The sequence below is a fragment of the Candidatus Omnitrophota bacterium genome, assembly GCA_028699255.1.
GTDB lineage: Bacteria > Omnitrophota > Gorgyraeia > 2-01-FULL-45-10 > 2-01-FULL-45-10 > FEN-1322.
This window is the reverse complement of record JAQVUX010000004.1, coordinates 98,191-111,367: the sequence shown is the minus strand read 5'-3', so window position 1 is coordinate 111,367 and position 13,177 is coordinate 98,191. Positions and strand designations below refer to the sequence as shown.

Below are 13,177 nucleotides of genomic sequence, written 5' to 3'. Positions count from 1 at the left end.
CCCTCCCTGAGCTATCCGTTAAGCTTTTCCTTCATCTGCTTTAATTCATCCCGCATTTCCTGCGGTATGCGATCGCCGAATTTATTGAAGAACGTTTCGGTGTCTTCGGCTTCGCGTTTCCATCCCGCAGTATCTACGGCAAAAAGTTTCTCCAGATTTTCCGCTGGAATATTAAGGCCTTTCATTTCCAGATCTTTTATATGCGGAACCAGCCCTATGGCCGTCTCTTTCGCGCCGACTCTGTTATTAGCCCTGTCGATTATCCATTTCAGCACTCTTATGTTATCGCCGAATCCGGGCCAGATATATTTACCGTTATCATCGGTCCTGAACCAGTTGACGGAAAATATCTTGGGCGGATTGGTAATACGTTTACCCATATTAAGCCAATGCCCGAAATAATCGGCCATATTGTAACCGCAGAACGGCAACATCGCCATCGGATCTCTCCGCACCACACCTTCTTTATGAGTCGCGGCCGCCGTCGTCTCCGAGCCCATCCTCGAGCCCATAAATACGCCATGCCGCCAATTAAATCCTTCCATGACGAGCGGGTTGACGTGTCTCCTTTTCCCGCCGAATATTATAGCCGATATCGGAACACCTTTAGGATTATCGAACTCCGGCGATAGCGTCGGGCATTGATATATAGATGCGGTGAACCTGGAATTCGGCTGGGCGGCCTTGGTACCCACCGACTTATCCCATTTCTTTCCCTGCCAGTCTAAAAGATTTTCCGGTATCCCGCCGTCTATACCTTCCCACCAGGGCTCATTTTTGTCCGCATCGAGCGCTGTGTTAGTAAACAGCGTCGGATAGAATGTCCCTGCCTTGAGCGTGCGCATCATATTCGGATTCGTCTTCATCGACGTGCCGGGCGCTACTCCGAACAATCCGCTCTCCGGGTTTATCGCCCACAATCTTCCGTCCGGGCCTATGTTGAGCCAGGCGATATCGTCTCCTATGATCCACACTTTATATCCGGGGAGCGCCGACTCAAGCATCGCAAGGTTCGTCTTGCCGCAAGCGCTCGGAAGCGCCGCCGTTATGTACGAAATATTACCTTTCGGGTCCTGTATACCCATCACGACCATGTGTTCGGCAAGCCAGCCTTCTTTCAAACCAAGCCACGACGCTATCCGCAAAGCGAAGCATTTTTTGCCGAGAAGGGCGTTGCCGCCGTATCCGGAACCGATGCTCCATACAAAATGCTCATCGGGGAAATGCATTATGAAACGTTTCTCCGGATTAAAATCGCCTACCGAATGAAGTCCTTTGACAAAGTTCTCATTGCCGCCTATCTTTCCAATAACATCTTTGGTCATGCGCGTCATTATCCTCATGCTTACCGCGACGTATGAGACGTCCGTAAGCTGGACACACGCTTTGGAATACGGCGAATCCGGATGGCCCATCATATAAGGCAGTACATACATCGTCCGGCCGCGCATACATCCTGCGGAGAGCTTCCTCATCCGTGCCTTCGCTTCTTCGGGGTCCATCCAGTTATTGTTCGGACCGGCCGTCTCTTTATCCGGATGACAGATGAATGTGCAATGCTCGGTACGCGCGACATCGGTCGAATGGCTCCTGTGCAGATAACTATTCGGGAATGTCTTATGGTTCAATTCCAGGAAGATCGGGCTACCGTCGATGTCTTCTTCCTTCATACCGATCTCGACGAGATGGCGCGCCTCTTTTTCGGAACCGTCGCACCAATAGACCTTATCGGGATTTGTCAGTTTCGCCTGTTCTTCAACCCATTTCTCAAGTGGTGTAGCCATATTATTCCTGTGGTTTTATTATAACTTTTATTGAGTCTTTTGCTTCGGCCACGAGCTTAAATCCTAAGCCCGCCTCCTTTAATCCGAAACGATGCGTTATCATATCATAAGCGTTTATTTTATGCGAGGTAATTTTTTCTAATGCCTTAACATGATCGTCGGGGCTTCCGGCATACGAACCGGTAATAGTTACTTCATTCCTCCAGAATATTTCGTTCGTCGGAACAGGGAGAAGCGCCCCCTTCCGGGCCGCGGCGAATATAAGCACCGTGCCGCCTCGCTCTACAGACTTGAGGGCCTGTTCAAATGCCGCGTCCGCGCCCGCGCAAATTACAACACGGTCGGCGAGACAGCCGTCATTCAGATCTTTTAGCATCGCCGGGGTATATTCTCCGGCATTTATCGCATAGTCGGCGCCGAACCTTTTTGCGGCGGCAAGCCGCGAAGGCGCGATATCGGTAGCGATGATACGTCTGGCGCCGTTGGCCTTCGCGAGCTGAATATGCAGAAGGCCTGATATGCCGCTCCCGATGATAAGAACGGTATTATCCTTTTTAAAATTCGCTAAACGCTGGCCTCTGACGACACAGGCGAGCGGTTCAATAAAAGTCGCTTCCTCTAACGACACATCGTCGGGAATCAGGTACGTGCCTTTATCCACATTTATCTTCGGAACCCGGACGAATTCACAGAAACCGCCCGGATCGAAATTCGTCTTTCTCAGCGTATCACACACCGTCTCGTGCCCATCACGGCAGAATCTACACTCCCCGCACGGCACGTGATGCGACACCGACACCCTGTCGCCGATCTTAAATCTCACGACACCTTTGCCCGCCTCGACGACGACGCCCGCTATCTCATGGCCCAGCACCAGCGGAACTCTGTCTATGCGATACCACTCGAGACAGTCACTGCCGCATATCCCGCTCGCCTCTATCCGGACGAGAAGCTCGCCGTCGCCTATCCGCGGCACCGTCCTCTCCTCAAGCCGTATATCTTTATTTCCGTAATATACCGACACGCGCATATTCTTCATAATACCTTCTGCAGTGACGCCGCCACAAAATCGTTGTCTTTATTTTTCTTGTCCGGAATATTTATCTCGTCTATCCTGGAAGCGCCTTTTGCCTCAAGAATCGCCCTGATGTTTTTAAAACAATTCTTCACGCCCAATCCACTGCCGGATGTCAAAAGAACTATCACGCGTTTATCTTTCAATCCGGTCAGGTTCGCTAAAAATGTATTTATCGCAGGTACCGGAGCGAATGCCCATACAGGCGAGCCGATCAAAACAAGATCGTAGGAAGTAACGTCAAACCTTACGCCTTCCTGAAGTATCGCTTTCTCCGCCTTCCGCGCCGCGCGGCACTGGCCGATGAAACTTTTTATTTCGGTTACAGGCTTAAGACGCTGAACATGAACCTCGCCTCTTGTCTCGAGCATCCTGCCAAATATTCCGGCGATCCTGTCGGTATTTCCGCTGTATGAATAGTAAGTTACGAGCGTCTTCATCTTTTCCCCCTCCATTGACCTGTCAAAATCTCCACGCCGCGCCCGCGTATACGGCCAACTCCCGCCGCGACGCCAGAGCGCGCATAAATAATTCGCCGTCGCCTCCCAGTATATCCCGGGATAACTTCACGGACATCCCGAGATCCCGTCCGCTAACGCCTTCTTTGAGTTTAAACGATACCACGCCTCCCCGTCCGAGCGCGCAATCCGCGCCGAAGAGGATGGAATAAAACTCGCCGGATTCATATTCTATCTCAAAAACTAACCCCGTGTCTTTCTTTAATTTCCACGCGCCGTATAAAGTGATCCTTTTCTTTATCTTTTTGAGCCCGCGCTGAAATCCTATGCCGGCCTCGTACGCTATATAATCTTCCTTCATCACTCCTGCGCCGACCTTGAACTCAAACGCCGACGAAGAATTGACATCCATCAGATATGTCAGACGAAACTTCTCTTTTATGTCCCAGTGTCCTTTGAATACAAGCTCGTGCGTCTTTTCGTATCTATAGACTATCTGATGATTCTTGTTTATCTCCCAGGCCCCATTAAAAACCAGGGCGTCGGTATTACCATTTTCCCGCCGGGCGTAAAAAGACAACCGGTTATTTTCATCCGCTTTCCATACGCCCTTGAGCGCCATTATGTATGTCGAACGGCCGCCGGCCTTGGTCCTCGTAGTAATCGAAAAAAGAAGCGAGTTTTTATCGACGTCTAAAATATCGCCCTGTAAGGTTATCTCGTCGCCGAACGTCTTGCGCGAAGCCTGCTCCACGGCAAGCCTAAGCTCGTGCTTGTCTCCGAGCCGCCAACTGCCGCCGATATCCACCTGATGCGGAATATCATCGCCTTCGGAGAGCGGCGCCTTTACGCGATAGGACAGATTATTATATTCGTCGAGCTTGAATTGCCCGTCGATGGCCTGTCGAAACTTCGGAAGATCGCCGGTGGAGCCGTCGTCGGCAATCACCAACCTATTATAAGGATCAACTTCATAACGGACACGCTGCATATAGCACCTCTCGAAGCATTCAATTTTACATTAAACAAAAACTGTTCGCAAGATTAAAACACCACCCCAACCGCGTAGGTTGTACAGGCGCTTACCGTCAAATAACCTACGCGGTTATCTGACACCAACACCCCTCCAACCGCGTAGGTTGGCCAGTTATTTTACTCAAATAACCTACGCGGTTATCCCGCTATCATTCACTCAAATAACCTACGCGGTTATTTCTACCTGTGGTATAATATTTTCATGAAACGTTGCGATAAAAGAGGCATAATGTACAGGCAATGGGGCTGTTCGTCCCCTCGAGCCGCCATGCTCATGGTCCACGGCCTCGGCGGTCACAGCAACAATTGGGAATTCGTAGCCAATTTCTTAGTCGGACACGGTATATCCTGCTACTCGATAGAGCTAAAGGGTTTCGGTAACACGGATGGCGTAAAAGGCCATATAGATTCGCTCAATACCTATATCAATGATATCCGGCGGCTTTACAGTATTATCCGACGGGAACATAAACGCATCCCGGTATTCTTAGCCGGAGAAAGCATGGGCGGGCTGACTGGTTTTCTCACCGTAATAAAAAAACCGCGTCTTTTTCGCGGGCTCATCTGCGTATCGCCCGGGTTCAAGAGTAGCCTCAATTTTTCCATAATGGAATATATCCGTATGGTCTCGGCGCGTTTCTACAACGCCAAAAAGCAATTCGTCATGCCATTCACAAACGAGATGTGTACACGCGACCCGGAATGCAAAAAAATCATGGATAATGATAAGCTCGAGCACAAGCTGGCCACACCCGTACTCCTGCAAAGCATTCTCCTCGGCCAACTCTCCAGCAAGCTTTTCAAACATAAAGTCAGGACCGACACCCTCTTCCTCCTCGCCGGCGCCGACACCTTCGTATGCTCCAAGGCGAGCAGAAAGATATTCGACGGCATAAAGTTCGAGCATAAAGATATCATAGAATATCCCGGGATGCGCCACTCGCTCACCATGGAACTCGGCCGGGAAAAAGTATTCGACGACCTCCTGCGTTGGCTCAACAAGCGGATCTGATAACATTCGTCTCCGAAGTTTGATTCCAGGGGAATATTATGATAGATTCGATGGTAAAAGACGTCCTGAAAAGCGTTACGATAAAAGACGTCCTCGAAGCGATAAACAAAAAATATGGTAATAAAACCGCCCTCCGGATAAAAAACGATAACGGTACTTTCCGGGAAATATCCTACGTCAAATTAGCCCGGCGCGCCGTAAGCATATCTTCCGTACTGATAAATCTCGGGATAGATAAAGGCGACCGGGTCGCTATATTTTCCGAGAACAGGCCCGAGTGGGCAGGCGCGTATTTCGGCATCATATCTTCCGGCGGCATCATCCTGCCGATAGACGTCAAACTTTCCGACAGCGAAATACAGTTCATACTAAACGACAGCCGGGCCAAATGCATATTTGTAAGCGCTTCACACATAGGCACTATCGACCGCCTGCGCATAGTCCTGCCTCATCTGCACAACATAATACTTCTCGACAATAGCACGCGCACGGACATGATATCTCTGAACAAGCTCAGGCCGCACCGTGGCAAAGAAAGGGAACGCCCGGTGCATCCCCACGATACGGCGATAATTGTCTATACCTCCGGCACCACCGGGGTCGCCAAGGGTGTGGAGATCAGCTATAAGAACCTCCTCTTCCAGATGCTCGAGTTCAGCCAGATCATACAATGCACACCGAAAGAACGGCTACTCTCCGTCCTACCGCTCAATCACATGCTCGAGATAACAGGCGGATTCCTCGCGCCGCTATACGCGGGCTCGTGTGTAACTTATTGCGACACATTGAAGACGAATACTCTCATGCCTCTCATGCGGGAAACCGGCACGACCGCGATGATATGCGTACCGCTCGTCCTGAAACTCATCTGGACTGGCATAATGAAGAAGGTATCAAAGCTACCGCCGTTAAAACGCGAGATCTTCGGTGCGCTATTATCTTTATCGACAATTTTGCTCAAATACAACATACGCATGGGTAGAATATTCTTTCCGTCCATCCATAAAGAATTCGGCTCCCGCCTACACACATTTATAAGCGGCGGCGCGCCGCTGGATCTCGACGTCGAGATCGGCATGAATGCGCTGGGTTTCAGAATATTGCAGGGGTACGGGCTCACGGAGACAGCGCCGGTCATCTCGGTCAATACTTTCACGGAAAACCGCTTCGGCTCGGTCGGCAAACCCCTGCCCGGTGTCGAGGTAAAGATATTGAAAGCTTCCGACACAGATGCCGAGGGCGAAATAATCACGCGTGGCCCTCATGTTATGAAGGGATATTTCATGCGGGCGGAAAAGACCGCAGAGGTTATCAAAGACGGCTGGTTCCATACCGGTGATCTGGGTTATTTCGACAAAGACGGCTTCCTATATATATCGGGCAGGAAGAAGAACATAATAATCCTGGGCGGCGGGAAAAAAGTCTTCCCCGAAGAAGTCGAAGAAGTTATCGGAAAGAGCCTATATATAAAAGAATTATGCGTTCTGCCGAAGACCGCCGAGCGGGGTTTGCGTAAAGGGCACGAAGAGGTCTATGCCGTCATCGTGCCCAACCGCGAGTTACTGGAGCAGGAGAATATCACCAGCGAAGAAGCGGTTTTAAATAAAATATCCGCCGAAGTCAACCGGCTTAGCAAAGAACTCGCCCCGCACAAAAGAATAATGAGTTTCAAAATATCTTATGAAGAACTTCCGAAAACAGCAACACGAAAAATACGAAGAGATGCGGTGTTAAGGATAGTAAAGGGCACAAAATAGCCGGCGATTAGGCGCCGGCTATTTATTGTTTTTAATTACCGCTGATATCCATCGACCTGTCGACCTGATCCACTTCGGCCTGGCTCTGTGCCCGATCACTCGCTATCTCGGAACTAAGCCCGGAATCCATCTGTGATTCGGACTGAACCATAGCCCTGTCATCCGCGGTTTCATCCTGGCAATATCCCATCGCGCTTAATCCTATCGCAAATGCAAAAACCATCGCCGCGATAAAAATCTTCTTCATGCTCTCCCCCTTTTCATAGAATAACGGTATAAGTATATCACAGAGTATCGGTAATTCAATACCCGCACAAAAATACGCTATCCGCAATTATTGTGCGGTATGCTATAATGTAAAAAATAATAACGGAGGAACGATAGATGCAAATATGCCGAAGATGCATAATACCGGATTCTTGCCCAGGAGTTACTATAGAAAATGGATTATGCACATTTTGCAGAAACTTCGACCGATCTGCATACGGTTTAGACGGTAAATTGGGCCCGAAAAAGCTTTTAGAGAAAATAAGGTCGCAAAAAAACTACGAGTACGATTGCGTCGTACCAATAAGCGGCGGAAAGGATAGTTCATATGTATTGATGTACGCCGTCAAGAATCTCAGCCTTAAGCCTCTGGCGGTATTTTTCGATTCCGGTTTTGTGCCTCAAACCGCAATTCAAAACGTTAAAAATATCTGCAAAAACTTAAACGTCGATCTCATAATAACCAATTCCAAATTTCGTCATCAAATAGTCATAGAAATGCTCTACATCTCAAAGTACCTAAGAAGATTTGTAAATTTGTGCACCTACTGCGAAAACGATATTAGGGCGGCGGTAATGAAAGAATGTTTTAAGCGAAAGATACATTTTATATTATGGGGAGCCACTCTTTTTGAAAGTAAATCTCTTGTCTATTCGAAACCTCCCTCTAGAAATACTTATGGTAAAAATACCATAAAAAAAGTAATGACGCAGATATCTAAAGTTTTTTCTCTATTTCCGGGGTCAAATCTTAACCTACTTAATATATGGCTATTTTTCTACCATAGCCTGAGGTATATATATTTTTGCATACGGGAAAATTATAGCTTCGGGATAATTAAGGGGATGAAAAAACTTAACCCTTTTCTGCAAATTCCGTTCGACGTCAAAAACGTCGAGGTGCTTTATTTTTTCGACTACGTAAAATATGACCCTGTAAGATTTGTCGAGGCTCTTAAAAATGGCATTGGTTGGCAATCCGAATCCGGCGTAAACACAAGATTTGACTGTACGATTCATGTCCTAAACAACTATGACGCAATAAAAAAAACCGGCATAAGTCAGGATGGATTTGTTTTTGCGACATTCGTAAGAAGCGGGTTGTTGTTACGGGAGAAAGCGATGGAAAAAGAAGATGCCCTAAAAAATGATATTACAACAAAAGCGGTCGCGATTTGCAAAGGATTAGGTTTCGATCTTAGAGATTTTAACATAAATTGACAAACAAACAAGTATGTGCTATACTTATGTTATACAAAAGGAGGACGATATGAAGAAAATGTTGGCAATATTGTTTATAACGCTGGGGCTTATTGGAGCTGTAGTTCCGTATGCCAGTGCCGGATGCGGTGAATGTCCGGCTGGATCGTCCGGTGAAAAGGATGCTTCGGCAATGAGCACGGCGGACGAACCGGCGGCGCCACCTGCCGATGAAGCGGGCGCTCCTGTTCCCCCCGCGATTCCTGCGGTAAAAGATGCCGCGCCGGAACCTGCGCCGGGAGAATAAAACAGCGCGTCATTGCAATAAAAAACCCTTGGCCAAAAGCCGAGGGTTTTTTGTATACTCGTTTCTATTAGCGCCGTCCGGCCTCAAGCCATTTCTCATCCGCAACGAAATGGACTATATTGTTTCTGCCATCGGCAGAATATACTACGTGTATCAGGCCATTCCTGGCCTGCACAACGGAAGGATAACCGAACACGTTACCAGGCTCATCTTCGATCGTCCTTACGCATGGCCATGTCCTGCCGCCATCGTACGATAAGGCCAGGCTCAGGCTTGAACGCTTCTTTTTGGAATCATTGAATGCGAGCACGATATTCCCGCTCTTCAGCTTAATCATTTCAAGAGAGTATCCGGGATTTTCCACATTGGAGAGCTTCTGATTCTTCCATGACCGGCCGCCATTCGCGCTCTCCGCCTGCCAGGCCAGACGCGGCCACATGCCGGTGCGCATCAAAGCAAATAAGCTCGAATCGGAGCGCTGTATTATAGTCGGCTGAATACCGAAGAAAAACAGCATATAATTCGGCCCCTGCCATGTCATGCCACCGTCTTTAGAAACAGCTGAGGCGGAAGATGTGCTTAAGTCCGTATATATCGGCAGGACGATGTCACCGTTATCGAGCGTTACAGGATGTGTCCTCGGGAGAAACCACGTGATACCCACATCGCGGGTCTTGCTCCACGTATGCCCGAAATCCTCGGACGTCTTTACCTGCAGTCTGTCCATGATTATTTTAAATATAAATTTCTTTTCATCGGCCCAGAATAAAAATAGCTTCTTATTTTTGCCCAAATATAATACCGGATTTTTATTACCGCGTCCGATGGTGCGATTAATGATCGACGGCATGGTCCACTTATCGGCGCCCGCCGGCTTTCTCGAACTCCATATAACCGCCTTCGGGTTCCAGGAAGCATGCCATACGACGAGTAGCTCTCCATCGGGCGACTCCGCAATACTCGGCGCATGTGACGAAGGTATAAGTCCCCGCGGGAAGATGCGTTCTTTGTAAGGTAGCTCGGGATAAGAAGCATCACTGCTTGCGGCAAAAACAGATATGGAAAAAAATAATACCAGACATATGGTAAGAAGCGCTCTTTTATTCATACAAACCTTTCTTTGGCGAGTTAAACATTACCATTTATGTTTAAGCATTACAAGCGATTTTTTCGCGTCACTTTACGCATATCGATCTCGAAAGGGGCAAGGAGCCATCCGGACTCGTAGCGCATCCTCGTAGCGCACCCTTAAGGGTGCGCTACTTGCTACTTGCTTAAGGGTACGCTAATTGCTTATTGAATAAACATACCATCAACCGTCTATGTCGATCTCGAAAGGCGCAAGTAATGACAGGGCCTCGGGATAGGAAAACTTTGCCCGCTTCAATCTGTTATTCGCGGGATCGATGTAATAATGAAAAGCACCTGTGAAGTCAGACTTTTCCAGGTTTGTATGGTGAAATCTACTGCCGCTTAAATCGGTGCCGGAAAAGTCGGACTCCGTAAGATCGGCGCTGATAAAATCCGTCTTGCGTATAATGCACTCGATGAAATGACTGTGTTTCATTTTAATATTACTGAAATCGCACATCTCTATCCTGCATTTCTTAAAACTCCAGTCGAGAAGAAACGGATTTACCGTACAGAACGCTATGCCGACAAGCTTACATTCTTCAAAAGTCGCGCGCCGAAAACTGCAAGCGTCTATCTTTACATTCGAAAGGTTGCAGGCAAGAAACGCGCAGTCATTAAATAGCGAGCCGGATAGCCTGCATCCGCTTAAGTCGCACCCTTTGAATGTACAGCCGGAAAATTCTTTTCTGGAAAAATCCTGCCCGAGCGCGGAAACGCTCTCGAATATCCTCGTCTCGAATGCCTGCTCTGCGAATATCATAAAACGTCCTTTTTCGTTACATTTTCTCCTGAAGATCACTTGCCCAGGTACAGGCATTCCACTTTTTTTCTGGCCCAGGGAGTTCGTCGCAAAAATGCCAGGCTAGATTTGATACTGGGATTTTTGGCGAAGCAATTTATCCTGATCCTCCGCGACATCTCTTCCCACCCGTATTTCTCGACCAGATGGATCAGGATCATTTCAAGGGTAACGCCATGAAGCGGATCTTTATGTTTATTATCGATCATCGGGTACCTCGTTCTATATTGTTATGTAAAGTGTCGCTGACCCGCTATCCTTATCTAACCATCCCAAACAGAAATCCTAGCATGCTCAGGATAGCCTTCTGCATGAACATTATAACCGGATTCAAAAGGCCTGAAAAAAGCAAGAGCATCAGGAGAAGCAGTCCATATGTGTCGAATCGCGCTAAAATCGCCTGTCCGGTTCTGGGCAAAAAACCCATAAGTATTTTGGACCCATCCAGAGGCGGAATCGGTATAAGGTTGACGGCTCCAAGTATTATATTTATCCTCGCGACGAGGGACAACAAAAATACAGCCGTAGGATTTGAGCCGGCGATACCGGCCCGAAGCAAAAATAGCGCGATGGCCGCTATGAGTATATTTGCCAGGCATCCTGCCAGCGAAACAGAGATGAGGCCCAGGCGAAAATTTTTCAGCCTCGAATAATCAACAGGTACCGGTTTTGCCCAACCGAAACCCACGATAAAAAGCATTATCGTCCCTACCGGGTCGAGATGAAACATCGGATTAAGAGAAAGCCTGCCGGAACGCATCGCCGTATCATCTCCAAAAAGATACGCGGCCCAGCCGTGAGCAATCTCATGGATTATCACAGAATACAAAAGCAGGATGGCGAGAATTACAAATAGGGCCGGGTTACTGAAGAGAAGCGATATTAATCCCACAAATACCCCCGGCCATTATTCTCCTGCACCATTTAAAATATTTCTTATTGCCGGAAAATCTTCTTTTGGAATAAATCCTGCCCTCGTATATATAACAATGCCGTTCTTATCAATAATAATAAAATTACTTTCTCCAACGGCCAGACCGTACTCATTTTGCATGGCACCATCCCAATCTCCGTATATAATCATGCCTTCTTTTTTGGAATTCTCACGCAAACTTTGTCGCCATATATTCGGCATAAAGGCAGAGCATCGTATAACGGCCACTTTCATTATTTCTTTTTGTATTTTCGCGGATCGCTCTTTGTAAAAAGCGTTTAGATCTTCTTTGAGTGCCCTGTTCTTTTCTTTTGTATCTTTTGTCTCGTAAAAGATAACAGCTATTTTATCTTTCAACATATCGGCCGTAAGAACTTCACTACTGCCCGAAGTTATCTTAAAATAAGGCGCTTTCTCACCGGTAGATATGCACATTGCGGGAAGCGTAAATAAAAAAACGAGGCAGGCGGTTATTATGAATGTTTTGATAGTCCTGTTGCGGCGGAAATGAATGCAATGCTTACGATTGGAATATGTCTGCATGCTGTAATTATAACACGGATGAGGATGATAGGGGCAGGAAATCATATATCCTCCCCTACCACGCCAAAATCCCCCCGCTTAAACTGCCATTTTAATTTATGGTATCCTGTTAAAAAGTCTTATCGCCGGGCACAGGCACGTCGATTTTTATCTTATCATCATTATATGCGAAATAATTTGTGACCGCTGATGAAGTCCCCTTATTCCGCTCATTCGAATAATAGGAAACTTCCTCCGATTGTTTTACCGGTAAATAATTATTTTTATTGATCCAAATTTCATATGTTCCGTTTATTTTGCTATCTTTTAATTCCGGCGGTAAAGATTCGACATTAATTGATTCTTTGCCGAATAAATATTTGATTACAAAATATTCTATTCCGTCTTTAGTAGCAGAGCTTATCGAATCTCTCCTGTACCCCTTTTCGATCTCTGCTAACTGTTTTATAATGCCTTCGGGAGAGTAAGCTCTGCACATTGTTTTGCGATTATCGTCATCTTCCTTTGCCCATCCGAAAACCGGCTTAAGAACATAATAATCATCGCCTATAACTATCCAGCCGTCCCACAACTTCTCATCCGAGCCCTCATCTATAACTTGCGCTATCTTAAATTTGTCCGGGCTTATAAAAGCTATGCTTAACTCCGCGGAATTACCCTTGTTCTCCTGCGAGTTAATTGTAAAGGAGTTTGCGTATTCCATCTTAGCATTGTATGATTTTGCCTGTTTAATTGCCTCACTGCATTTAGCTATCAATTGCTTATAATCAATTGCGGGTTCCTGAGCATAAACGTTATGTACAACTAAAAACGCCGAGACTAATATACTGCTGAAAATCAGGCTCTTCTTCATCCTTTCCTCCTTTTGAAGG

At 47.1% G+C, this 13,177-nt stretch carries 15 protein-coding genes; 4 read left to right on the top strand and 11 right to left on the bottom strand.

The window, feature by feature from the left end; genetic code table 11:
• Positions 1–11 precede the first annotated feature (11 nt).
• From PHS46_04615 to PHS46_04600, 4 genes are read right to left on the bottom strand one after another with little or no spacing between them, the layout of a single operon-like run.
• Positions 12–1,784, bottom strand: a complete 1,773-nt coding sequence (locus PHS46_04615) for a phosphoenolpyruvate carboxykinase (GTP) (GenBank protein ID MDD3905802.1) — start codon at positions 1,782–1,784, stop codon at positions 12–14.
• A 1-nt stretch (position 1,785) separates the two neighbouring features.
• Positions 1,786–2,823 carry an alcohol dehydrogenase catalytic domain-containing protein gene (locus PHS46_04610; GenBank protein ID MDD3905801.1) on the bottom strand — a complete coding sequence of 346 codons (1,038 nt, stop codon included), beginning with the start codon at positions 2,821–2,823 and terminating at the stop codon, positions 1,786–1,788.
• Positions 2,820–3,299: a flavodoxin gene (locus tag PHS46_04605; protein ID MDD3905800.1), complete on the bottom strand. Its 480-nt coding sequence runs from the start codon at positions 3,297–3,299 to the stop codon at positions 2,820–2,822. Before PHS46_04605 ends, PHS46_04610 begins: the two co-directional genes overlap by 4 nt.
• 22 nt (positions 3,300–3,321) lie before the next feature.
• A complete protein-coding gene (locus PHS46_04600) occupies positions 3,322–4,308 on the bottom strand; it encodes a hypothetical protein (protein ID MDD3905799.1) in 987 nt (328 codons plus the stop codon).
• Positions 4,309–4,581: 273 nt separating this feature from the next.
• Between PHS46_04600 and PHS46_04595 the strand changes: the two genes are divergently transcribed.
• Both PHS46_04595 and PHS46_04590 read left to right on the top strand, forming a co-directional pair.
• Positions 4,582–5,364, top strand: coding sequence for an alpha/beta fold hydrolase (locus PHS46_04595; GenBank protein MDD3905798.1), 783 nt, complete (start codon positions 4,582–4,584; stop codon positions 5,362–5,364).
• Positions 5,365–5,402: 38 nt separating this feature from the next.
• Positions 5,403–7,121, top strand: coding sequence for an AMP-binding protein (locus PHS46_04590; protein ID MDD3905797.1), 1,719 nt, complete (start codon positions 5,403–5,405; stop codon positions 7,119–7,121).
• A 31-nt stretch (positions 7,122–7,152) separates the two neighbouring features.
• On the opposite strand, the gene PHS46_04585 is transcribed toward PHS46_04590, so the two are convergent.
• On the bottom strand, positions 7,153–7,368 hold the full coding sequence (locus PHS46_04585) for a hypothetical protein (protein ID MDD3905796.1): 216 nt from the start codon (positions 7,366–7,368) through the stop codon (positions 7,153–7,155).
• A 254-nt stretch (positions 7,369–7,622) separates the two neighbouring features.
• Between PHS46_04585 and PHS46_04580 the strand changes: the two genes are divergently transcribed.
• Entirely contained in the window at positions 7,623–8,609 is a 987-nt protein-coding gene (locus tag PHS46_04580; GenBank protein MDD3905795.1) for a hypothetical protein, read from the top strand.
• 49 nt (positions 8,610–8,658) lie between these two features.
• Positions 8,659–8,895, top strand: a complete 237-nt coding sequence (locus tag PHS46_04575) for a hypothetical protein (GenBank protein MDD3905794.1) — start codon at positions 8,659–8,661, stop codon at positions 8,893–8,895.
• Between the two features lie 67 nt (positions 8,896–8,962).
• On the opposite strand, the gene PHS46_04570 is transcribed toward PHS46_04575, so the two are convergent.
• The 6 genes from PHS46_04570 to PHS46_04545 form a co-directional block, all read right to left on the bottom strand.
• Entirely contained in the window at positions 8,963–10,003 is a 1,041-nt protein-coding gene (locus tag PHS46_04570) for an exo-alpha-sialidase (GenBank protein MDD3905793.1), read from the bottom strand.
• Between the two features lie 204 nt (positions 10,004–10,207).
• Positions 10,208–10,789, bottom strand: coding sequence for a pentapeptide repeat-containing protein (locus PHS46_04565; protein ID MDD3905792.1), 582 nt, complete (start codon positions 10,787–10,789; stop codon positions 10,208–10,210).
• A 35-nt stretch (positions 10,790–10,824) separates the two neighbouring features.
• A complete protein-coding gene (locus tag PHS46_04560; GenBank protein MDD3905791.1) occupies positions 10,825–11,037 on the bottom strand; it encodes a VF530 family protein in 213 nt (70 codons plus the stop codon).
• A gap of 50 nt (positions 11,038–11,087) precedes the next feature.
• Entirely contained in the window at positions 11,088–11,720 is a 633-nt protein-coding gene (locus PHS46_04555) for a site-2 protease family protein (protein MDD3905790.1), read from the bottom strand.
• Between the two features lie 15 nt (positions 11,721–11,735).
• Complete coding sequence (locus PHS46_04550; protein MDD3905789.1) at positions 11,736–12,350, bottom strand: hypothetical protein; 615 nt, start codon at positions 12,348–12,350, stop codon at positions 11,736–11,738.
• Positions 12,351–12,414: 64 nt separating this feature from the next.
• On the bottom strand, positions 12,415–13,158 hold the full coding sequence (locus PHS46_04545; GenBank protein ID MDD3905788.1) for a hypothetical protein: 744 nt from the start codon (positions 13,156–13,158) through the stop codon (positions 12,415–12,417).
• Positions 13,159–13,177: the final 19 nt, after the last annotated feature.

Excerpts from the sequence above, each read along its gene's own strand:
- PHS46_04615 (MDD3905802.1), bottom strand. The coding sequence starts at position 1,784 with ATGGCTACACCACTTGAGAAATGGGTTGAAGAACAGGCGAAACTGACA.
- PHS46_04610 (MDD3905801.1), bottom strand. The coding sequence starts at position 2,823 with ATGAAGAATATGCGCGTGTCGGTATATTACGGAAATAAAGATATACGG.
- PHS46_04605 (MDD3905800.1), bottom strand. The coding sequence starts at position 3,299 with ATGAAGACGCTCGTAACTTACTATTCATACAGCGGAAATACCGACAGG.
- PHS46_04600 (MDD3905799.1), bottom strand. The coding sequence starts at position 4,308 with ATGCAGCGTGTCCGTTATGAAGTTGATCCTTATAATAGGTTGGTGATT.
- PHS46_04595 (MDD3905798.1), top strand. The coding sequence starts at position 4,582 with ATGTACAGGCAATGGGGCTGTTCGTCCCCTCGAGCCGCCATGCTCATG.
- PHS46_04590 (MDD3905797.1), top strand. The coding sequence starts at position 5,403 with ATGATAGATTCGATGGTAAAAGACGTCCTGAAAAGCGTTACGATAAAA.
- PHS46_04585 (MDD3905796.1), bottom strand. The coding sequence starts at position 7,368 with ATGAAGAAGATTTTTATCGCGGCGATGGTTTTTGCATTTGCGATAGGA.
- PHS46_04575 (MDD3905794.1), top strand. The coding sequence starts at position 8,659 with ATGAAGAAAATGTTGGCAATATTGTTTATAACGCTGGGGCTTATTGGA.
- PHS46_04570 (MDD3905793.1), bottom strand. The coding sequence starts at position 10,003 with ATGAATAAAAGAGCGCTTCTTACCATATGTCTGGTATTATTTTTTTCC.
- PHS46_04565 (MDD3905792.1), bottom strand. The coding sequence starts at position 10,789 with ATGATATTCGCAGAGCAGGCATTCGAGACGAGGATATTCGAGAGCGTT.
- PHS46_04560 (MDD3905791.1), bottom strand. The coding sequence starts at position 11,037 with ATGATCGATAATAAACATAAAGATCCGCTTCATGGCGTTACCCTTGAA.
- PHS46_04550 (MDD3905789.1), bottom strand. The coding sequence starts at position 12,350 with ATGATTTCCTGCCCCTATCATCCTCATCCGTGTTATAATTACAGCATG.
- PHS46_04545 (MDD3905788.1), bottom strand. The coding sequence starts at position 13,158 with ATGAAGAAGAGCCTGATTTTCAGCAGTATATTAGTCTCGGCGTTTTTA.